Raw genomic sequence first — 21,485 nt, 5'->3', positions numbered from 1 at the left:
ACGACCGCGGTCTTCAGACCCAGCTGGGCGCAGCGGATCGCGCAGACATAGCCGCCGGGACCGGCGCCGATGATGATGACGTCGAACTCAGACATGAGTTCCTCCTTCGGGTTCAGGGTGTCGGGGCGCGTCCGCGAAGCGGCGCGCCGACAGGGCGTCAGGGGGCCGGCCCGTCAAGCAGCCGCTTGGCGGTCGCTTCGTCGGTGATAAGAACGCTCGGCCGGACGGAGTTGAGAACCGCGCGGATGATCGACACCTTCTCCGCGCCGCCGGAGATCAGCACCTTGTTCGGAATGCGCTTGAGACGCTCGATCGGCATCGCGATCGAGCGGTCATTCACCGGGTGATCGACGGGCAAGCCGTCCTTGTCGAGGAAATTGTAAAGCAGGTCGCCCACCGCGCCGGCCTCGACCAGTGAATTGCGCTCCGCCTCGGAGACGTGGCCAAGGCGGTAGGAGGTCGTCAGCGTCGAGATCCCGCCGCAGGACAGGAGCGCGACGTCGCAGCCCTCTGCCATCTGGAAGATCTGCTCAAGCCCGCAATGTTCCAGGAGCGCGTGCCGCGTCTGGACCGAGTCCACCAGCGCCGGGGCGGAAATCAGATACCCCTCGGCATCGAAAAGCTCGGCGAATTGCCAGGCGAACTCGGCCGGGTTGAAGCGGCGCGCCTGCGCGATGCCGCCCAGGAGCGAGACCACCCGCACCCCTTCGAGCGGCCGGCCCTCGACGAACTGGAGCATGGTGTGCAGCGTGTGGCCCCAGCCGACGCCCACGGTCAGGTTGTTCTCCATGATCTGGGTCACATAGACGCCCGCGGCCGAGGCGATGACGCGCGTGGGGTTTTCGCCCTCGTCCTCAAGCGGCGCGATGATCGCGCGGGCGAGGCCGAAGCGCTTCTCAAGCGCGTTCTGCATCTCGACCAGCGGGGCAAGGGGCGACTGGATGCGGATGACGACCTCGCCCCGCCGCTTGGCGTCCGACAGGAGCCGGGTGATCATGATCCGGCTCACGCCGAGCTTCTCGGCCACGTCCGACTGGGTCATCCCCTCGATATAATAAAGCCAGGCCGCACGGATCCGCAGATCGTTGCTTGCGCCGGAGGTCTTGCGATCCCCGAGCGCGTCCGTCGATTTGGTCCGGTCTTTCGGCATGGCCCTGGTCCTGTCCTTCCTGCGGTCAGGCGATGATCATATATACGCTTTGATCAGTTGGCCAACCTCGTCCGCGCATTCGATCTGCGGCATATGGCCGACCCCGCCAAAGAGGTGCAGCGCCGCGCGGCCCGGTGCGCGCAGGGCGTGGTGCCAGGGGATGATGTCATCCTGCTTGCCCCAGAGGATACGGGTCGGCACCGCGATGCGCTCAAGCGCGGCCCTGAGGTCGAAGGCCTGCACGCCATCGGGGAACAGCACCTCTGCCAGCGCGGATTGCGCGGCGCGCAGGTTCGGGTCTGCGCGCCCCGCCATCGCCAGGCGCACATAGCTGTCGGTGATGATCGTCTCGTCCGCGACCAGCCGGCGCAGCCACGGCCCGAGGCTTTCAGGACGGTTCGCGCGGCAGATGCCCGAGAGCGCGTCGCCGTTCACCTCCGGGCCCAGGCCCGCGGGCGCGATCAGCGTCAAGGAAGCGATGGAGCGTTCCCGCGTGTCGGCGATGGCTAGTGCCAGCGCGCCGCCCAGGCTGTGGCCAACCAGGTGGACCTGCTCAAGGTTCAGGTCGTCGAAGGCGCGGCGCACGTCCTTTACCAGCGCGGCGAAGTTCGCGATCCGCAGCTTGGGGGACTTGCCGTGGCCGGGAAGCTCGATCCGGATGATGGGACGGTGCTTCAGCTGCGCCTCCAGCGGCGCCCAAGAGGTCGCGTCGCTGGCGAAGCCGTGGATCAGCACGACCGGCGTGCCGGTCCCGCCCTTGGTGCGGGTGACGCTGAGCGGCCCGGTTTCGGCGCTGAAGGCGACCGGCGCGGCGAAGGCCGGCGCCCGGTCGAGAAGGGCCTGCACGTCCTCGGCCTGCACGCGGCCACGCGGGCCGGTGCCGGGAATGCCGTCGAGGTCGAGCCCCGCCTCGCGGGCCAGCGCGCGGGCGCGCGGGGTCGCCCGCTGCTTGTCGCTCAGCGCGACATCGCCGCGCGGGGCGGGGGCTACTGCTTCGGCGCGCGCGGGTTCAGGTTCGGAAACCGGGGCGGGTGCGGGCGAAGCCGCTGCCGGTTCGGCGCCATAAGACGCGGGCGGTGCGCCCACCGCTTCGCCCTCGGCATAAAGCCAGGCGACGGGCTTGCCGATCGGCACATCCGTGCCCTCCGGCGCCGGGTGGTGCAGGATGCCGCTGTCGGGGGCCTCGATCTCCATCGCGGCCTTGTCGGTCTCGATATCGAAAAGCGGCGCCCCCTTGGTGACGAAGTCGCCCTCGGACGCGTACCAGGTGACAATCTTGCCCTTGGCCATGTCCATGTCGACCTTCGGCATGATGACTTCGACGGGCATCAGATGCGCCCCTTCGCGAGGTTGCGCGCAGCGTCGAGAATGTCGGGCACCTGCGGCACGACGGCCTTTTCCAGCTCGGGGTTGTAGGGGATCGGGCATTCGGCCCCGCCAAGGCGCACGATCGGCGCATCGAGGAAGTCGAACGCATCGCTTTCGGCCACCATGGCGGAGACTTCGGCGCCGACGCCCAGGGTCTTGACCCCTTCATAGACGCAGACCAGCCGGCCGGTCTTGCGGACGGAGGCCAGGACGGTTTCGCGGTCCATCGGGCGCACGGTGCGCAGGTCGATGACTTCGGCGTCGATGCCCTCGGCCGCCAGCGTCTCGGCGGCGGCCATCGCCTTGTGCACCATCATCGAGGTCGCGACGATGGTCAGGTCCTTGCCCGGACGCCGGATCGCCGCCTTGCCGATGGGGGTGGTGTAATACCCCTCGGGGACGTGGCCCTTCATCTTGTAAAGGATCTTGTGCTCGAAGATCATCACCGGATCGGGGTCCTCCAGCGCCGCGAGCAGCATGCCCTTGGCGTCCTCGGGGGTCGAGGGTTGCAGGACCTTCAGGCCGGGAACGTGACCCAGCCAGGCCTCGATGCTTTGCGAGTGCTGCGCGGCGGCGCCGGTGCCGGACCCGGCGGGGAAGCGCATGACCAGCGGAACCGAGACCGAGCCGCCCAGCATGTAGCGGACCTTGGCGGCCTGGTTGACGATCTGCTCCATCGCCAGCGCCGCGAAGTCGGAGAACTGGAATTCGAAGATCGGCTTCAGCCCGGTCAGCGCCGCGCCCACCGCGACGCCCGCGCCGCCGAGTTCCGAGATCGGCGTATCCATCACCCGGTCGGTGCCGTATTTCTCCACCAGGTCGCCGGTGACCTGGAAGGCGCCGCCATAGACGCCGATGTCCTCACCCATGAGGACGACACGCTCGTCGCTGGCCAGCGCGATATCCATCGCCTCGCGGATCGCTTCGGCATAGGACAGTTCTCGCAGCTCGGTCTTGGTCATGGCGTTCATGCCGCGGCCCCTTCCGTGTAGACGTCGCGCGTGGCGTCCTCGATCCGGGGATCGGGGCTCGCCGCGGCGAACTCGATGGCATCCTTGATGACCTGGGTGGCTTGCTCTTCCAGCCCAGCGACCTCGGCCTCGGACAGGATCTTGTGCGCCACCAGAAGGTTGGACATCGCGACGATCGGATCGCGCTCCATCCATTCGGAGATCTCTTCCTTGGTCCGGTAGCGGTTCCGGTCGGATTTGGAATGGCCCCGCCAGCGGTAGGTCAGGTTCTCGACAAGGCTCGGCCCCTCACCGGCGCGGGCGCGGGCGACGGCGGCATCCACGGCCTCGGTCACGGCAGAAAAGTCGTTACCGTCAACCGTGACGCCCGGCATCGAATAGGCGGCGGCGCGTTCGGCGATGTTCTTGACGGCGGTTGACCGCGCGGTCGAGGTGGACATGCCGTATTTGTTGTTTTCGCAGACGAAGACGACCGGAAGCTTCCAGACCGCCGCCATGTTCAGCGACTCATGGAAGGCACCTTCGTTATTGGCGCCGTCCCCGAAGAAACAGATCGTGACCGCCCCGGTACCGAGCCGCTTGGCCGAAAGCGCGGCGCCCACCGCGATGGGAAGGCCGCCGCCGACGATGCCGTTGGCGCCAAGGTTGCCCTTGGACGGATCGGCGATATGCATCGAGCCGCCGCGTCCCTTGCAATAGCCGGTTTCCTTGCCGAAGAACTCGGCGAACATCTTGCCCAGATCGGCATTCTTGGCGACGCAATGCCCGTGGCCGCGATGGGTCGAGGTGATCTTGTCCGCGTCCGTCAGCGACATGCAGGACCCCACGGCCGAGGCCTCTTGCCCGATGGACAGGTGCATCGTGCCGTGGATCAGGCCGCGCATGTAGCTGTCTTCCGCGCCTTCCTCGAACTTGCGGATCAGGAACATCTTGCGCAGCGCGTCCTTCAACTGCTCCGGGCTGTAGGTCCGGATCGCGTAGGGCGCGTTGGTTTCAACCAGGGTATCAGCCATTGATAAGGTCCTTGCCGTAAAGCATCACGTCCTGCCGCTTGCGCAATTCGACGATGCGGGTGTTCGGCAGCTTGGTGTTGTGGCCGGTGATCAGCTCGCCCTTCTTGATCGGGGCGGTGACGGTGGCGCCGGTCAGCATGCCGGCGGGCAGCGCCCGGGCGGCCTGGGCGCGCGACACTTCCATGGCCCAGGCGCGGTAGGTGTATTCGCCGATCTGGTCGAGCGTGTCGCCCGGCTGCAGATCGCGCTTGGCCACCGCGCAGACCTCGACCACCGGCTTGTCGAGCGGCACCATGTCGGCCTTGCCGTAAAGGACGGCACGCGCGCAGGTCAGCGGCACCTCCAGCGAGGTGAGGTGATAGGGGCGGATGAATTCGTAATAGGGCCCGTCGCCCATCTTGAGGTCGGCCATGCGTTCATGGATGCGCGGATGCTCGGCCTCGGCGATCACGAAGACGCCCGGCGAGACGCCCTTGCCAATGGAATAGTCGACCCGGCCGATGTCGGACAGGATGCCGCCATCCTTCTGCGGGATCAGGACCTTCGCAAGCTCCTTCGGGCCGGCGGCCGGGCCGTGCATCCCGTCGCAATCCGGGATCAGGCCGGTCGCGTTGCCGATCGCGGCCATTTCGACGGCGGTTTTCGAACCGTCCACGAACTCCACCAGCAGGCGCGGGTTCATGTTGCGGGCCTTCGCCTCGGGCGCGTAGACGTCGGGCGTGGCGTCGATGTTCAGCGGGTTGTTCTTGCCCTTGCCGGCGCAGACGATCTTGTGGCCCATGGCCGAAACGAACTCGATCAGCTCCATGCAGGAGGACGGCTCGTCCCCCGCGCCAAGGCTGTAGACAACGCCCAGCCGCTCGGCCTCGCGCCGCAGGTAGGAGCCGATGGTCACGTCGGCCTCGACGTTCATCATCACCAGGTGCTTGCCGCGCTCCATCGCGCGCAGGCCGATCTCGGCGCCCACCGCCGGCACGCCGGTTGCGTCGATGACGACATCGATCAGGCCAGATTCAAGCAACGCGTCAGTGTTGTTCGTGATCGCGGTCTTGCCGCTTTCGATGGCGGCGTTGATCGCGTCGGTCGTCGCGGCATCGGCGCTGTGGCCATCCTCGCGGCGCGCGATCGAGACCGCCCTGTGCGCGTTCGGAACGTTGAGTTCGGAGATCGCCGCGACCTCGATGCCATCCATCATTGCCGCGCGGGTCACGATATCGGTGCCCATCTCGCCAGAGCCGATAAGCCCGATGCGGACGGGTTTGCCGGATGCTGCGCGCGTCGCGAGGTCCTTGGCGAGGCCGGTGAGAGCAATGTTCGACGACATGAAGAAAGCCTTCTTTGATCGGTGTTGGCTCATTGTTGTGAACCAAGTAGATTTAGTCAATACAAATGTTCGTATCATTCCCGAAATTTCTTGACGCCCGGGAAATAGAAGAACAATAATGCATTCGAACTTTAAAAGGTTCACCTGCGTTTTCGGTATCTTTCGCCGCATTTGGCGCCACGACCGGAGGGGCACGGGGAGGTCAAGACCACCATCACGGGAGGAAACTCGATGGCTTTGACGGGAAGAATTTCACGCCGCTCTTTCGTTCGCGGCACTTCGGCGCTGAGTCTTGGCGCGCTTGGGACGGGGTGGAGCGGGAAGGTGCTTGCGCAATCGGCGCTGCCCGATCCGCAAAGCGTGCTCGACCAGATTTCGATCTCGAAATATGTGCGCGAAGATTATCGCAAGCTTTACAACATGTCGGATGACAAGCCGATCTGGGACGCGGACAAGGACTGGATCCGGACCGTCGACTGGGAAGCGGTCCGCTCTCAGCTCGCCGGCACGACGGTGCGCTTCGCGATCGGCGCCGCCGACGCCGAATCGGCGGCCGAGGGGCTGGCGCCTTTCGAGGCGCTTTCGGGCATCAAGGTCGAACTCGTTCCGATCCCGGACGACAGCTTCTATGACAAGGCCCTGGCCGAGTTCATCTCGGGCAACGCCTCCTTCGATGCGCTCCAGTTCTTCTCGCCCTGGCTCGGGGATTTCGCGGCGCCCGGCTTCCTCTATCCGCTGCAGGATTTCGCGGATAAGTGGAAGCTGCCGCTGGATGACTTCTACGACACCTACCGGCTGAACTACGGCTACTTCAACGGCCAGATGTACGGGATCCCCTTCGACTGCGACATCCAGATGGTCCACCTGCGCAAGGGCTATGTGGAGAAGGTGCTGGGCGGCCCGATCGACCGGGCGAACTCGGTCCCGACCTATGACGAGCTGATCCGCATCTCGGCCGAACTGAACAAGGTCGAGCCGGGCGTTTCGGGTATTGGCCTGATGGCGGCGCCAGGCTTCTGGTCGACCTACACCTGGGAACACATCTCGGCTCAGGCCGGCATGATGCTCTTCAACGAGAACTGGGAGCCGATCTTCAACGGTGACGCGGGCATGAAGGGGATGGAGATCCTGCTGGCGCTTGCCAAGAACGCCAACGAAGGCCACGCTGGCGCCGGCTGGCCGGAAAACCGCGCCGCCTGGTTGGGCGGTCAGGTCGCCACCAACATCTCCTGGCAGGACAGCGGCACCCAGGCGATGCGTCCCGACCAGTCGCAGATCGTCGATGACTTCGTCACGATCTACGAACCGCGCATCGCGGGCGGCCGTTTCGCGCCCCCGAACGTCGCCGGTTCAACCTCCTGCGTCTCGGCCTCGGCCCAGAACCCGGAAGGCGCGTTCCTGATGCTGGCGTTCCTGACCACCTCGTCGATCATGGCGATGAACGAGGCCAACGCGAACGGTGTGGCGCCGGGCTACAAGTCGGTCCTGAAGAACCCCAACCTGCAGGAGGTTTCGCAGCCTGCGAAGGTCTGGGGCGACTCGCTCGAACACGCCTGGTGCTCGCCGCGTCTTCCCGGCGCCTTCCCGATAGAGCAGGCCATCGGCAACGAGATCAACCGCGCGGTCGTCGGCCAGATCTCGGCGAAAGAGGCGCTCGACAACGCCGCAGCCGCCGTGCGTTCGATCATGGAAAGCAACGGCTTCTACCAGGGCAACGATCCGGTAGACTACGCTGCGACCGCTCCGGGCCTTTATGTCGGCGAGGGCAAGCCCCTGCCGTTCTGAAGGGCCGGAGCGCATCCAGGCAGTCAAAGGATCTCGTCATGAGCAATCCCTCCCTGTCGGGGGCCGGGGCGGCGCAAGCTGCCCCGGCGCGTCCGGCACAACGCAGCTTCAAGCGGCGCAGCAAGCGGCTCAAGGCGGCCCTGCCCTACCTCCTGGTGGCCCCGGCGGTGATCTATCTGCTGATGATCACCCTCTACCCGGGCATCTACGCGATCATCCAGAGCTTCCACGAGGTCAGGTTCGGCCCCTGGCGGGCGGTGGGTTTCGCGAACTACCAGAAGCTGTTCGTGGACTACCAGTTCTGGGGGGCGCTCTGGAACACCTTCCTGATCGGGTCCATCTCGCTCGTGCTGCAATGCGTGATCGCGCTGGCGCTGGCCTTCCATGCCTACCGCGACCCTTGGGTGAAGGGCTGGCGCATCCTGTTCCTGGTGCCGATGCTCTTCATGCCCTCGGCGGTGGCCTTCATCTACAAGCTGATCTTCCTTGATGCGCGGATCTTCTCGGACATCCTGATCCGCATCGGGCTGATCGACGGAAACCTTGCCATTCAATCGTCCACCTGGATGAGCCGGGCGCTCTTGATCCTGGCCGACGTCTGGCAATGGACGCCCTTCCTGTTCATCATCTTCGTCGCCGCCCTTCAGGGCCAGGACGAAGAGGTCGAAGAGGCCGCGCGGCTTGACGGCGCCTCCTGGTCGGCGATCTTCTTCAACATCTCGTTGCCGATGATGAAACCCGTGATCGCGGTCGCGCTGATCCTCAGGGCCATCGACATCACGACGATGTTCACCAATGTCTTCATCGTCACCAAGGGCGGCCCGGCCTTCGGGACCGAGACGATCAGTCATTTCATCTACCGGACGGGCTTCAAGTTCTTCAACTTCGGCTACGCCTCGGCGGCCTCGGTCATCATGCTGATCATTACCATCGTGATTGCGCAGCTTGTCGTGAAGCGCGCCTTCGTCTCGGCAAGGAGCTGACCCATGGCTGAGAAGCGCAAGAAATCCCGCAGCGAAAACCTGTTCCTGCGCTACCTGATCCTGGGCGCGTGGGCGCTTTTCTGCGTGGCGCCGGTGCTTTGGTTCCTGTCGATCGGGCTTCGTCCGCGGACAGAGATCATCACGCCCACGCCGGTCTATTTCCCGAGCTTCTCGCTCGATGCCTGGCACATGATCTGGGAAGACTGGCCGATGGCCAAATACCTGCGCAACTCGGTCGGCGCGATCTTCGGCTCGGTCATCATCGACCTGGTGCTGGCGATCCCCGCCGCCTATTCGCTGTCGCGCTTCGAGTATCGCGGACGCGAGGACATCGGCTTCTACATCCTCTCCACCCGGATGATGGCGCCCGCGATCGTGGCGGTGCCGATCTTCTTCCTGTTCCGCACGCTGGGGCTTCTGGACACGATCTGGGCATTGATGCTGATCTATGCCGCGATCAACCTGTCCTTCGTGACCTGGATCATCCGCTCCTACATGCTCGACATCCCGAAGGAGCTTGAGGACGCCGCCAAGACCGACGGGGCCGGAGAGCTCAGGATCCTGTGGGAGATCATCGTCCCCGCGATCCTGCCGGGCATCATCACCGCCTCGGTCATCGCGATGATCTTCGCGATCAATGAATTCCTCTTCACCCTTCTGATCGCCTCGACGCCCGACGCCTACACGATGTCCGTGGCGCTCGCCAATTTCACGGGCGGTTCGGACGGCATCATCTACAACGCAATCGCCCTGGTCGCCTTCATCGCCTTCCTGCCGGTCTTCGTGGTGGTCGTCGCCATCCAGAAGCACCTGTCGCGCGGGCTGACCATGGGCGCAGTCAAAGGATAACCGACGTGGCGCGTATCGAGCTTGAGAATATCCAGAAGAAGTGGGGCGCCTACTGGGGGGTCCGCGACGTCAACATCGACATCGCGGATGAGGAATTCATCGTCTTCCTCGGCCCCTCGGGCTGCGGCAAGACCACGACGATGCGGATGATCGCCGGACTGGAAAGCCCGACGGAAGGCACGATCCGCATGGACGGCGAGGTGATGAACGACATCGACGCGCGCGACCGCGACGTGGCGATGGTGTTCCAGGGCTACGCGCTTTACCCCAACATGACGATCTACGAGAACATCCGCTTTCCCCTGCGGATGCGCGGGGTGCCGAAGGGTGAACAGGACGCGCTTGTCCGGCGCGCGGCGGGGCTGGTGGAACTGACCGACTTCCTCGACCGCAAGCCCGGCGCGCTCTCGGGCGGCCAGCGTCAGCGCGCGGCGCTGGCCCGCGCGATCGTGCGCCAGCCGCAGGTCTTCCTGATGGACGAACCGCTGTCGAACCTGGACGCCAAGTTGCGCCAGGCGATGCGGGTGCAGATCAAGCATATCCAGCGCGAGCTGAAGATCACCACCGTCTATGTGACCCATGACCAGATCGAGGCGATGACGCTCGCCGACCGCATCGTCATCATGCAGCTGGGCGCGATCCAGCAGATCGGCACCCCGGACGAGATCTACAACGACCCCGCCAATACCTTCGTCGCCAACTTCATCGGCTCGCCGCCGATGAACCTGATCGAGGGGCGCCTGTCCGAGGGCACCTTCACCGCCCCAGGGCTGCGGGTCGAGGGGCTGAGCCCGCGTTACGCCGGCAAGGTCACGCTGGGCGTACGGCCGGAGGATTGCACCGTCACCGAAGAGGGCGCGCATCTGCAAGGCAGCGTCTACGGCGTGGAGCCGACCGGCGACGTGACCTACCTGACGCTCAAGGCCGGTGAGAAGCTGGTCGAGGTCAAGGCCGACCGGGCCTATCGCGCAGCACTTGGCCATGTCGAATCCGTGCGCTTCGACCCCGACCGCATCTATCTGTTCGACACCGAAACGGGCCAGCGTCTACGCTGAGCGCGACGACCTGACTGGGAGAACCGCATGACCTTCGACTACACCTCGATGGGGTTTTACACCTTCGACGCGCTTTGCCGGCCCGTGACGGAGATCCCGCCGGGCGGCAACACCTTCTTCGTCGAGGATTTCGCGATCGCGGTGTCCGGCGCGGCGGGAAGTGCCGCGATCGTGGCGGCGAAACACGGGTTGAGCGTGCAGGCCGTCGGAGGCCTCGGCGACGACCTGATGGGCGACTGGGTGCGCCGGCGTCTGCACGACTTCGGGATCGACACGGCGCTCATGCAGCATTGCAAGGGGGTGGCGACGTCCTCCTCCATCGTCACCACGCGCCCCGACGGACAGCGCCCGGCCCTGCACAAGCTGGGCGCCACGGGCGCCTTCTACATCGGGGACGACCAGATCGACCAACTGCTCGACACGCGGATCCTGCACGTCGGCGGGGTCGGCCTGATGGACGCGATGGACAAGGGCCGCACCGCCGAGATCATGGCCGAGGCGAAGCGGCGCGGGATCACGACAACGCTCGACGTTTTCGCCTCGACCCAGGACGATCTGCCGCTGATCCAGCCGCTGCTGCCGCACACGGATTTCTTCCTGCCCTCGCAGGAAGAGGCGATGGCGCTGTCGGGTGTGACCGATCTGGAGGATATCTCGCGCTTCCTGCTGGACCAAGGCGCCGGGGCCGTCGTTCTGACGCTTGGCGCCGACGGGGCGATGTATCGCGACCGGGCCGGGCAAAGCATCAACATCCCCGCCTACCAGATCGAGATGGTCTGCTCCTGCGGGTGTGGCGATTGCTTCAACGCGGGCTTCGCGACCGGCCTGCATCTGGGCCGCGGGATCGAGGACTGCATCCGGCTGGGCCAGGCCTCCTCGGCGCAGAACGCCATGGGGCTCGGATCGCAGGCGGTCGTCTCCTCGCTGGAAAACACGTTGAAGTTCATGGAAACTTGCCCGCTTCGCCGCTAGACTGGCGTTCGAACCAAGGGCATCGAGATGAAACAGGGTAGCCTGCCTTTCCTTCCGTCAAACCTGAAGGCGCCGCTCCGCGACGTTCTCAGGGCCGTTTCCGGTGTCGCGGAGCTGTCCGAACAGGCGCTGGAACCGGTCGCGCAGATGCTTCCCGAACCTCTGCGCAAGGCGGTCCGGGATTCGCTTCACTCGATCAAGGACGCGACGCGGCGCGACTACGTTTCGCGGATGGACCGCGGCAAGCTGGCCATCGCCTCGCGCTTCCTTCAGGGCCAGGGCGATCCGGCAGAGGGCGCGGCGGCCGCGGCAAAGATGCTCGGCTTCGCCTGGGACTACCTCTGCGAACACGCGGCGCACACGCGCGGCTGGATGTACAGCGAGGCCAGCGCGGCGGGCGCCCTGCGCAAGCTCGGCGCCGATCCGGAGCCCGGCCGGGTGTATCAGGCGGTGATGTCCGGGGCGATAGGCCATCTGCCCGGCGCGCCGCTGCTGGCCGCCCAGGCCGGGGCCGCCCCGCCCGCCTCTCTCGTCGCGGCGTCGATCCTGTGGCTGTTGACGATGCGCATGGAAACCGCCGAGGAGGAGCTTCACCTGCTCGACATGGCGCTTGCGCTTGGCCGGGCGGCGCATCTGGATGACCTCGACCAGGGCGACAGCGACGCGATGGGCGCGCGCCTGCGGTCGCTGGCGCAACATCTCTGAGGCGGCCATGACGCACCGGGTCCCGATGTTCAGCGATACCCTGCCCCTCCACAAGGAGGCGCAGCGCCTGCGCTGGTTCATCCGGGCGTTTCACCTGCAAATGCAGGCGACGAGTGAGGAAACCGGCAACACCTACAACGTCAGCGAGGAAAAGCTCGCCGACGTCTTCGCCGCCTGGCTCAACGCGTTCGAACGGCAAAAGCCCACGGAGGCAGAGCAGAACGCGGCCTATGTCGGCTTCGCGGCGGGCCTGATGCTGCGCGAGCTGATCCGGGCCGAGCCGGTCAGCGTCGCCACCCTGAGCAAGGATGCCGACGACGCCGACCCTGCATATTTCTGGCCCGAAGGATACCTCTACGTCGCCTTCTGCCTGAACGTCCGGGGACTGGTCCTGAACTCGGATTACCAGCGCGAACAGCATCCCGCCCAGGTCCTGCACGAATTGCGGACCTGGTGGAGCTTCAAGGAAAATGTCGGCGAGGATCCGTCATTGGCCATCCCGTTTCTGGACCTCTTTTCCGGGGATGAACCGAACTGGCGCTTCCCGCAGCTTTTCCGGGCCCGTGCCAGTGGTGGCGATGTGGACGCGTTGCCAGGCGCCTCCGCCCATCCGGTGATCGAAGGCAACTGAGGGCGGGGATGCCCCCCGCCCCATCCGCCTCTGGGTAAAGGCCCTGGGGTTGATGCGCGCAGGGCGCAATCCCTGGGGCCGGTTCCTTGAGTTACCCGTTCGGCTTTTTCCCGAAGGCCACGGCGAGAATGATGATCGCGCCGGCCACCATCATCTGTTCGCTCACGTCGAGCCCCATGATGATAAGGCCGTTGTTGATCGTGCCGATCAGCAGCGAACCGGCGAAAGTGCCGAGGATGGTGCCCTTGCCGCCGAAAAGGCTCGTCCCGCCGAGGATCACCGCAGCGATCGCCATCAGTTCGGCGCCCTCGCCGAAGTTGAAGCGCGCCGTCTGCATCATGCCCGAATAGAGCATCCCCGCCAGCGCCGCCGCCGCGCCCGACAGCAGGAAGACCGCGAACTTGACCTTGCGTGTCTTGACGCCGGAATACTCGGCCGCAAGACGGTTGCCGCCCGTCGCCAGGATCTCTCGGCCGAAGCTGGTGTATTTCAGGACCACATGGCCGATCCCGGCGATGACGACGGACCAGATCAGCAGCGAGGGCAGCCCATAGAACTTGCCCGAGCCGAAGATCGCATTGAAGCTCTGGTTCGAGATCGAGACGGGGTTGGTATAGGTGACCCGCATGTCGAGGCCGCGGATGAACTGCATCATGCCGAGCGTCACGAGGAAGGACGGAATGCTGATGACGGTCACGAAGAAGCCGTTGAGCGCGCCCACCCCGAGCCCGGCCGCGAGGGCGGCCATAACGGCAAGCGGCCAGGGGTAGCCCGCCTGCATGACCAGCGCGCCGACCAGGGCTGCGAGCGCGGCAGTGGAGCCGACCGACAGGTCCAGTTCGCCCGCCGAGATGACGAAGGTCATCGCCACGGCCATGATGGTGATCATCGCCGTAGTGCGGGCGATGTTGAACAGGTTCGTCACCGTCAGGAAGCCGCTATCGCCGATCGTGAAGCCGAAGAAGGCGAGCACGACGATGAAGAAGATGTAGACGACGTAGTTCTGCCACTGAATCTTAGGCATGACGGGCATCGGACGCATGGATGCGGTGGCCTTGGATTGCATGGTGAAGTTCCTCCTCGGTCGCGACATCGCGACGGTTCATCTGCTGGACGATGCGGCCGCCGTGGAGCACGAGGATGCGGTCGCTGATCGCCATGATCTCTTCGAGTTCCGACGAGATGACGAGCACCGCCATCCCGCGATCTGCCATTGCACGGACCGTCTCGACGATTTCGGATTTCGCGCCGACATCGACGCCGATCGTCGGTTCATCGAGGATCAGCAGGCGCGGATTGCGCGCCAGCCACTTTCCGATCACGATCTTCTGCTGGTTGCCGCCCGAGAGCAGCCGGGCGAGCTTTTCGGGCCCGTCGGTCTTGATGCCGAGATCGCGGATGGTCGCATTCACGGTCGTCATCGCGGCGCCGTCGCGCATGAAGAGGTGGCGGCTGAAGCGGTCGAGGTTCGGCAGCACGATGTTGTCGCGCACCGAATGGTCGAGGACGAGCCCCATCTTGCGGCGATCCTCGGGGACAAGCGCCACACCGCGCGCGATCGCGTCGGCCTGCCCCCTTAGCGGCTTGCCATCGAACTCGATGGTTCCGGAAACCGGGCTCTGCCGGCCAAAGATCGTCTCCGCGATCTCGGAACGGCCCGAACCCATCAGGCCAGCAAGCCCGACGATCTCGCCCGGGCGGATGTCGAAACTGACATCCTGGATGCGGGTGTCCAGCTTCAGGTTGCGCACGCGCAGGATCGGCTCGGCGTCTGGCAATTCGCCGCGGTCGTGCCAGGTGAAGGATGCGGTGTTGCCCGCGCCCAGCATCGCATCGACGATATGTTCGACCGACATGGCCGCGCAATCCTCGGTCAGGACCGTCTGGCCGTCGCGCATGACCGTGACGCGGTCGCAAAGCTCCAGGATCTCGGCCATGCGGTGAGAGATGTAGACCACCGAAAGCCCGTCGTCGCGCAGCCGACGGACCAGGGCGAAAAGCGCCTCGGTCTCGGCTTCGGAGAGCGAGGAGGTCGGCTCATCCATCACCAGGATGCGGGCCTGCTTGGAAAGCGCCTTCGCGATCTCGACAATCTGCATGTAGCCGACGCTGAGCGACCCCACCGGCGCCTCGGGGTCGATATCGACACCGAGCTTGTGGAGAAGGTCCCGCGATCTGCGGACCATTTCGGCATTGTTGATGAAGGGCGTTCCGGGCAGCCGCGGTTCGTGCTTGAGAAAGATGTTCTGCGCCACCGTCAGAGTGGGGATGAGCGAGAATTCCTGGAAGATCATCGCGACGCCCGCGCGTTCAGCGGCGGCGGTGTCGTGCAGTTCGACCTCTGCCCCCTCGATGCGCACACTTCCGCCATCGCGGTTGTAGACGCCGGTCAGGATCTTCATCAGCGTCGATTTTCCCGCGCCGTTTCCGCCCATCAGGGCGTGGATCTCGCCACGGCGGAGATTGAACGAGACGCGCTTGAGAACCGGGATCTTCCCGAAGCTCTTGGCGATATCGGACATCTCAAGGATATGTGACGTCGTCATTGCGGACCTCGTTGAAGGAAGGGGGAGCGCGGCGGGGAGCCGTGCCGCGCTCCGCTCGGGTCAGTTGGAGAGCGCGCCGCTCATCTCTTCCGGAAGGTCGATCCGGTAGATCGTCTTGTAACCCTCGGGCAGCGTGTCGCGGGTCACCTTGAGCGGCGGCACGACGACATAGGACGGGGTCTCTTCCCCGATCAGGGTCAGCGCGCCGATCGTCGCCTCGGCGACGCCCTGGTCATAGGGACGCTGCGAGGAGATACCGGCGATGAAGCCATTCTGCGCCATGTTCAGCGCCACGATCTGGTCGAAGTTCTCGTTGACGATCTTGAAGTCGCCGGGCGTGCGGCCCGCGACGTTGGCCGCGATGGCCGCGCCCATGGCCGGGATCGACCAGCTGGCATACATGCCGTCTAGGCTCGGATAGCGGGCGAGCACGCCCTGCGCGACTTCCTGGCCCTTGTTCGGGTCGTTGTGACCGGCGGCGACGACAACGTGCATGTCCGGATACTTGGCCATGACGCGGGCGATGAAGCCTTCGTAGCGCAGGTTGGTGACGTAGAAATCGTTGGCGAAATACATCGCCGCGACATCGCCTTCACCGCCGATGGCCTCGTGCAGCGCGTCCGCCAGGTACATGCCGAGCGCCAGGTTGTCCGAGGAGATGATCGCGGCGTAGTCCTTGCCGGGCTCCATCCCATCAACGGCCTGGTCGATGAAGACGACCTTCGAACCGGCTTCGGCGATTTTCTTGTAGGCGCTCGCGGTGGTCTGGCCGTTCAGCGGGATCGAGACGAGCAGGTCGGGTTGCAGCACCGAGATGGCTTCGAGGTCGGCGATCTGCTTGGCGTCGTCCCAGTTGGCGTTGGTTTCCGCAACCACCTTGATGCCGAGCTTCTCGAAGGTCTCCTTCAGGCCGATCAGCTGCTGCGAGGCCCAGTCGTCGCCCAGCCAGCCCATCGAGATGGCCACGGTGAAGTTGCCGGCCTTCACCTTCTCGATCTGTTCGTCGGTCAGCTTCAGGTCCGCCGCCGGAAAGCCCGGCTCGCCGCGCTGGCCGTCGGACACCACCGTGTTCGACAGGTCGTCGAGCTTGGCAAGCTCCATCGTCTTGGCCGAGGGCTCCGTGTACCACAGCGGGTGCTTGATGTCGGCCGCGACATCGGCCAGGGCGAGCCCGGGCAGGATCGCAACGCTCGAGGCGAGCGCGAAGGTCTTGAGATTGAAGTGTTTCATAGGCGTCTTCTCCTCGTTTTGGGGTAAAACGGCCCCTCCCCCTCCAACCGGAAGGAAGCCGTCGTTTTCGGTCTTGGGGTTGGCGAGCGCGGCGCTACTGCGCCGCGACCGATCCGATGCTGCGGTCGAGCATGAATTCGCGCAGGGTTGTGGCGAGCCGCTCGGGCGCTTCCAGCGCAAGGCTGTGGCCGCATTCCTGGAACACCTCGGAGCGTTCGACCCCGGTCGCGACCTTCTCCATCTGGCCACGCACGAGATCGCCGAAGAACTCGGGCGCGCCGATCGTCAGGATCGGCAGGTCGAGCTTCTGCTTCTTCAGCTCCTTGTTGATCCGCGCGTTCTTCAGGCCGGCCCGGTAGGTTTCAAGGCAGCCGCGCAGCCCGCCCGGGGCGGAAAGCCGGGCGATCCATTCGTCGATCGCCTCGTTGGTGATCGCGTTCGGGTTCCAGGTTTCGGCCTTGATCCAGAATTCCCAGAACTCGCGCTCGCGCCCGGTGATCAGCATCTCCGGCAGGTGGGGGATCCAGAAGAACGGGATGTGCCAGACCCAGACGCCGCGCAGGTCGAACTGCGACGAGATGTTCTCGGGCGTGAAGTTGGACCATTCCTCAAGCCCCTCGCCGGAAAGCAGCATTTCCGAGAAGGACAGCGTGCGAACGCGGTCACGCTCGGTCGCGGCAAGGGCATAGGCGAATTCGGCGCCCCGATCCTCGCCGTGCAGGTGGAAGGTCTCGTGGCCCAGGTGCGTCATCAGCGCCGCCATGTCTTTGGCGTTGGTCAGCGAGTCGTAGCCTTCCTCTGCCGGCGGCTTGTCGGTATCGCCGAAGCCGCGCAGGTCGGGGGCGACGACGGTGAAATAGGGCGTGAGCAGCGGGATCAGCTTGTACCAGTAGAAATGGGTCTTCGGCGTGCCATGCAGCAGCAGCAGCGGCTCGCCCTGCCCTGCGGTCACATAGTGCATGCGGATGCCGTTTACCCGGGCCCGGCCATGCTTCACCGGCGCGCCGGTATGATCGAATATCTCTGCCATGCAGGCCTCCTCTTCACCGCACATTCGCGAATGCCTTGAAGCGAAAGATACGAACATATGTTATTTAATGTCATATATTGTTCAGTTATACCCGTGAGACATTCTCGATATACCGGCCCGATTTTGGCACCGCGCGGCATTACCCCGGGCGTCATAGGCCAAGAAACGGAACCCAGGAGGCGAATGGTAACATTTGCATAGTATATTCAAACAAATGTTCATGCGGATCAGCTCGTCGGTTGGGCGATCACTCCTGGCCGCCTGTCCGGCTGCACGCGCGCGTGTCGCCAGATACGGACCCGACTTGCCACCGACAGGCCCCGTTCGGCGACGCCCGGCCAGCCGGCCATGATTCGGGGCGGGCTCTGCCCAAGGCTTCCGCAGCCGGCCCGCAGGGGTTGCAGACGGACGCTCGGCGCTTGCCGCCGGTGGGGCAGGAAAGGTTTGCCATGGGGGCGATCTTCCCGCACCCTTTCCCAAAGGGGGGCGCCGCACATGAGGAATATCGAGGACGAAACACTCGATCCGGAGGATTGGGAGACGAGCCGCGCGTTCGCGCACCGCATGGTGGACGAGGCCATAGACCATCTGGCGCAGATCCGGGCGCGCCCGGTCTGGCAGCCCATGCCGGGTGAGGTCCGCGCGGGGTTCAAGACGGGCCTGCCGGCCGATCCAACCTCCCTGGACCAGGTCTACAACGAATACCGGGACACCGTGCGCGCCTTCGCCATGGGCAACATCCACCCCCGCTTCTGGGGCTGGTACATGGGGTCCAGCAATTTCACCGGCGCCCTGGGGGATTTCCTCGCCGCCGTGGAGGGCAGCAATCTTGGCGGCGGCAACACCGGCGCGGCGCAGGTCGAACAGCAGGTCGTCGACTGGCTGAAGGAGATCGCGGGCTTTCCCGAAAGCGCCAGCGGCACCCTGACCAGCGGCGGATCGATGGCGAACCTTGTCGCGCATACGGTCATCCGCAACCTCGCCGCCGGCTATGACGTCCGCCGGGAAGGCATCGCCGCGCTCAAGACGCCGCTGCGCTTCTACGCCTCCGATCAGGTTCACAGCTGCCACCAGAAGGCGCTGGAGACCCTGGGCCTGGGCGCGAGGGCGCTCTTGGAGGTCCCAAGCGATGACCGCCAGCGGATGCGGCTCGACCTGCTTGAGGCCGCGATCGCCACGGACCGGGCGAAGGGGCTGCAGCCGGCCTGTGTGATCGGGACGGCGGGCACGACGAACACCGGGGCGACCGATGACCTGAGCGCGATCGCCGATCTGTGCGAACGGGAGGGCCTCTGGTTTCATGTGGACGGCTGCATCGGCGGGGTGCTTCGCCTGGCCCCCGAACACGCGCATCTGGTCGCCGGGATGGAGCGGGCGGGCTCCGTGGCGATCGATCCCCATAAATGGCTCCACGCCCCTTTCGAGGCCGGGGCCGTCCTGATCAAGGACCCCGAGGCACACTTCGCCACCTTCGAAATGCACGGCCCCTACCTGCAGTTGCAGGAGCGCGGGCTGATCGCGGGCAAGTTCCTTGCCGACTACGGCCTGGAGTTGAGCCGCGGCTTTCGCGCGCTGAAGATCTGGATGGCGCTCAAGGAACAGGGCGCCCGGAAGTTCGGGCGCCTCATCGCGCAAAACATCGCTCAGGCGCAGCACATGGCTGCACAGGTCGAGGCGCACCCGCTTCTGGAACTGGTCGCGCCTGTCGAGCTCAACATCGTGTGCTTCCGCCATGTGGCCTCGGATGAGGACGCGGCCCGTGCGCTCAACACCGAGATCATGTTGCGGCTTCAGGAACGCGGCCTCGCCGTGCCCTCGGACACGACCGTGCAGGGCAGGCATGGGCTCCGCTGCGCGATCAACAACCACCGCACCACGTTCGCCGATATCGATGCGTTCCTCGGCGACGTGCTGCGGATCGCCGAGGAAATCCTGGCCGATCCCACCGCTTAGGTTTCCCGCGAGGATCGGATGACTTCTGCCGCAAGCTTCAGGCCGAGACCCGGGCGTCCTGGGGGCGCCTCAGGCGAAGGCCGCCAGTCAAGCGGATCAACCCTTCGACGCCCGAGACCGCTTGACCAGGGCAGCCCGGTTCCCGAGGTCCTGCGCCTCACGACAGTCTTGCCTGCTCGCGCAACACGAACTTCTGGATCTTTCCGGTCGAGGTTCTCGGGATCGGTGTGAAGACGAACTTGCCGGGCACCTTGTAGGGCGCGAGATGCTCGCGGCACCACGCACGAAGCGCCTCTGCATCCGCGGTTTGATCTGGCGCGAGTTCGACGAAGGCGCAGGGTGTTTCGCCCCACTTCTCGTGCGGCATCGCGACGACGGCCACGACCGCGACGGCGGGATGGCGGTAGAGCGCCTCCTCGACCTCGATCGAGGAGATGTTCTCTCCGCCCGAGATGATGATGTCCTTCGACCTGTCCTTCAGCTGGACATAGCCGTCGGGGTGCATGACACCCAGATCGCCGGAATGAAACCAGCCGCCGGCAAAGGCCTCCTGCGTCGCCTTCGGGTTGCGGAAATAGCCCTTCATCACGACATTGCCACGGAACATGACCTCGCCGATGGTCGTGCCGTCGCGCGGCACCGGTTGCATCGTTTCCGGGTCCAGAACGTCCAACTGCTCCAGCGGCAGATACCGCACGCCCTGGCGGGATTTCAGCCGGGCCTGTTCGTCCGAGGGAAGCGCGGACCAGCTTTCGTGCCAGTCGTTGACGACGGCCGGGCCATAGGTCTCCGTCAGCCCGTAAAGATGGGTCACGTCAAAGCCCGCCTGCCGCATGTCGGCCAAAAGCTTTTCGGGCGGCGGCGCGGCGGCGGTGAAGAACTGCACGGGTTGGTCCAGATCGCGCTTGATGCCATCGGGCGCCGAGATCATCAGCGACATGACGATCGGGGCGCCACAGAGATGGGTCACGCCTTCGTCGGCGAGCGCATTCCAGATCGGCTCGGCCCGCACCTGCCGCAGGCAGACATGGGTGCCGATGATCGCCGATAGCGTCCAGGGGAAGCACCAGCCGTTGCAATGAAACATCGGCAGGGTCCAGAGATAGACCGCATGTTTCTGCATCGACGTGGTCAGTGCATTCCCTTGGGCCAGCAGATAGGCCCCCCGGTGGTGCGACACCACGCCCTTGGGATCGCCCGTCGTGCCAGACGTGTAGTTGATCGAGATCGCGTCCCACTCATCCTCGGGCATCAACCAGGCGAAGTCGGGATTGCCACGGGTCAGGAACACCTCGTAGTCGGCCGCCTCGAAATCCGTCGGCGCGCCGTCGTATTCCGGATCATCATACTGGATCAGGACAGGCTTCACCGTGGCAAGGGCAAGCGCCTCCTGCATCAGCGGCATGAACTCGCGGTCCACGATCACGACCTTGGACATGGCGTGATCAAGCTGAAAGGCGATGATGGCCGCATCGAGGCGGGTGTTGATCGAATGCAGCACCGCGCCGCTCATCGGAACGCCATAGTGGCACTCAAGCATCGCCGGTGTGTTGGGCAAGAGCACCGACACCGTATCGCCGCGCCTGATCCCGTTCTTGGTCAAGGCCGAGGCAAGCCGCCGCGACCGCGCGTAGAATTCGGCATAGCTGCGGCGCAGGGGCCCGTGGACGATCGCGGTATGGTCGGGGAAGACGCTTGCGGCACGTTCGAGAAACGTCAGCGGCGTCAGCGGCTGGTGGTTCGCCGGGTTGCGGTCCAGATCGGTGTTGTAGGGGTTCGTCATGTTCGTCCTCACTGATCGAGCCACTTTGGGGTTCGTTTTTCGATGAAGGCAGCGATGCCTTCCTGGGCGTCTCGGGCGAGCATGTTTTCGACCATGACGGCGGAGGCGTGGTCATAGGCCTCGGCGAGCGGCATTTC

19 protein-coding genes are annotated in these 21,485 nt (G+C 65.1%); 8 read left to right on the top strand and 11 right to left on the bottom strand.

Annotated elements, in window-relative coordinates:
- The 6 genes from OE647_RS19095 to OE647_RS19070 form a co-directional block, all read right to left on the bottom strand.
- On the bottom strand, positions 1-95 hold a 95-nt coding region (locus OE647_RS19095), incomplete at its 3' end, for an FAD-binding protein (protein WP_263723374.1).
- A 62-nt stretch (positions 96-157) separates the two neighbouring features.
- Positions 158-1,150 carry a sugar-binding transcriptional regulator gene (locus tag OE647_RS19090; RefSeq protein ID WP_263723373.1) on the bottom strand — a complete coding sequence of 331 codons (993 nt, stop codon included), beginning with the start codon at positions 1,148-1,150 and terminating at the stop codon, positions 158-160.
- A gap of 36 nt (positions 1,151-1,186) precedes the next feature.
- A complete protein-coding gene (locus tag OE647_RS19085; RefSeq protein WP_263723372.1) occupies positions 1,187-2,479 on the bottom strand; it encodes an acetoin dehydrogenase dihydrolipoyllysine-residue acetyltransferase subunit in 1,293 nt (430 codons plus the stop codon).
- Positions 2,479-3,489 (bottom strand): alpha-ketoacid dehydrogenase subunit beta, encoded by a 1,011-nt coding sequence (locus tag OE647_RS19080; RefSeq protein WP_263723371.1) that lies wholly within the window; start codon positions 3,487-3,489, stop codon positions 2,479-2,481. The genes OE647_RS19085 and OE647_RS19080 overlap by 1 nt, the downstream gene beginning before the upstream one ends.
- Positions 3,486-4,502 carry a thiamine pyrophosphate-dependent dehydrogenase E1 component subunit alpha gene (locus OE647_RS19075; protein WP_263723370.1) on the bottom strand — a complete coding sequence of 339 codons (1,017 nt, stop codon included), beginning with the start codon at positions 4,500-4,502 and terminating at the stop codon, positions 3,486-3,488. Before OE647_RS19075 ends, OE647_RS19080 begins: the two co-directional genes overlap by 4 nt.
- A complete protein-coding gene (locus OE647_RS19070; RefSeq protein ID WP_263723368.1) occupies positions 4,495-5,826 on the bottom strand; it encodes an NAD(P)H-dependent oxidoreductase in 1,332 nt (443 codons plus the stop codon). The genes OE647_RS19075 and OE647_RS19070 overlap by 8 nt, the downstream gene beginning before the upstream one ends.
- 324 nt (positions 5,827-6,150) lie before the next feature.
- Between OE647_RS19070 and OE647_RS19065 the strand changes: the two genes are divergently transcribed.
- The 7 genes from OE647_RS19065 to OE647_RS19035 are packed head-to-tail and all read left to right on the top strand — an operon-like array spanning position 6,151 to position 12,806.
- Positions 6,151-7,611, top strand: coding sequence for an ABC transporter substrate-binding protein (locus tag OE647_RS19065; protein ID WP_263723367.1), 1,461 nt, complete (start codon positions 6,151-6,153; stop codon positions 7,609-7,611).
- A 38-nt stretch (positions 7,612-7,649) separates the two neighbouring features.
- Positions 7,650-8,594 (top strand): carbohydrate ABC transporter permease, encoded by a 945-nt coding sequence (locus OE647_RS19060; protein ID WP_263723365.1) that lies wholly within the window; start codon positions 7,650-7,652, stop codon positions 8,592-8,594.
- A gap of 3 nt (positions 8,595-8,597) precedes the next feature.
- Positions 8,598-9,443 carry a carbohydrate ABC transporter permease gene (locus OE647_RS19055; RefSeq protein ID WP_263723363.1) on the top strand — a complete coding sequence of 282 codons (846 nt, stop codon included), beginning with the start codon at positions 8,598-8,600 and terminating at the stop codon, positions 9,441-9,443.
- A gap of 5 nt (positions 9,444-9,448) precedes the next feature.
- Positions 9,449-10,498: an ABC transporter ATP-binding protein gene (locus tag OE647_RS19050; RefSeq protein ID WP_263723362.1), complete on the top strand. Its 1,050-nt coding sequence runs from the start codon at positions 9,449-9,451 to the stop codon at positions 10,496-10,498.
- 27 nt (positions 10,499-10,525) lie between these two features.
- Complete coding sequence (locus OE647_RS19045) at positions 10,526-11,470, top strand: carbohydrate kinase family protein (protein ID WP_263723361.1); 945 nt, start codon at positions 10,526-10,528, stop codon at positions 11,468-11,470.
- A gap of 27 nt (positions 11,471-11,497) precedes the next feature.
- Positions 11,498-12,175, top strand: a complete 678-nt coding sequence (locus tag OE647_RS19040; protein WP_263723360.1) for a hypothetical protein — start codon at positions 11,498-11,500, stop codon at positions 12,173-12,175.
- Positions 12,176-12,182: 7 nt separating this feature from the next.
- Positions 12,183-12,806 (top strand): hypothetical protein, encoded by a 624-nt coding sequence (locus tag OE647_RS19035; RefSeq protein WP_263723359.1) that lies wholly within the window; start codon positions 12,183-12,185, stop codon positions 12,804-12,806.
- 91 nt (positions 12,807-12,897) lie between these two features.
- Here OE647_RS19035 and OE647_RS19030 read toward each other — a convergent pair whose 3' ends face one another.
- The 4 genes from OE647_RS19030 to OE647_RS19015 form a co-directional block, all read right to left on the bottom strand.
- On the bottom strand, positions 12,898-13,830 hold the full coding sequence (locus OE647_RS19030; protein ID WP_263723358.1) for an ABC transporter permease: 933 nt from the start codon (positions 13,828-13,830) through the stop codon (positions 12,898-12,900).
- A complete protein-coding gene (locus OE647_RS19025) occupies positions 13,823-15,352 on the bottom strand; it encodes a sugar ABC transporter ATP-binding protein (RefSeq protein ID WP_263723357.1) in 1,530 nt (509 codons plus the stop codon). The genes OE647_RS19030 and OE647_RS19025 overlap by 8 nt, the downstream gene beginning before the upstream one ends.
- A gap of 60 nt (positions 15,353-15,412) precedes the next feature.
- Positions 15,413-16,582 carry a substrate-binding domain-containing protein gene (locus tag OE647_RS19020; protein ID WP_263723356.1) on the bottom strand — a complete coding sequence of 390 codons (1,170 nt, stop codon included), beginning with the start codon at positions 16,580-16,582 and terminating at the stop codon, positions 15,413-15,415.
- A gap of 94 nt (positions 16,583-16,676) precedes the next feature.
- Positions 16,677-17,612, bottom strand: coding sequence for an alpha/beta fold hydrolase (locus OE647_RS19015; protein ID WP_263723353.1), 936 nt, complete (start codon positions 17,610-17,612; stop codon positions 16,677-16,679).
- 495 nt (positions 17,613-18,107) lie between these two features.
- Between OE647_RS19015 and OE647_RS19010 the strand changes: the two genes are divergently transcribed.
- On the top strand, positions 18,108-19,565 hold the full coding sequence (locus OE647_RS19010) for a pyridoxal phosphate-dependent decarboxylase family protein (protein ID WP_263723351.1): 1,458 nt from the start codon (positions 18,108-18,110) through the stop codon (positions 19,563-19,565).
- A gap of 157 nt (positions 19,566-19,722) precedes the next feature.
- On the opposite strand, the gene OE647_RS19005 is transcribed toward OE647_RS19010, so the two are convergent.
- A complete protein-coding gene (locus OE647_RS19005; RefSeq protein WP_263723350.1) occupies positions 19,723-21,348 on the bottom strand; it encodes an acyl-CoA synthetase in 1,626 nt (541 codons plus the stop codon).
- Positions 21,349-21,485 lie beyond the last annotated feature (137 nt).

It is taken from the genome of Albidovulum sediminicola (assembly GCF_025751575.1).
GTDB classification, from domain to species: Bacteria; Pseudomonadota; Alphaproteobacteria; order Rhodobacterales; family Rhodobacteraceae; genus Albidovulum; species Albidovulum sediminicola.
This window is presented reverse-complemented; position numbering and strand designations above follow the sequence as displayed.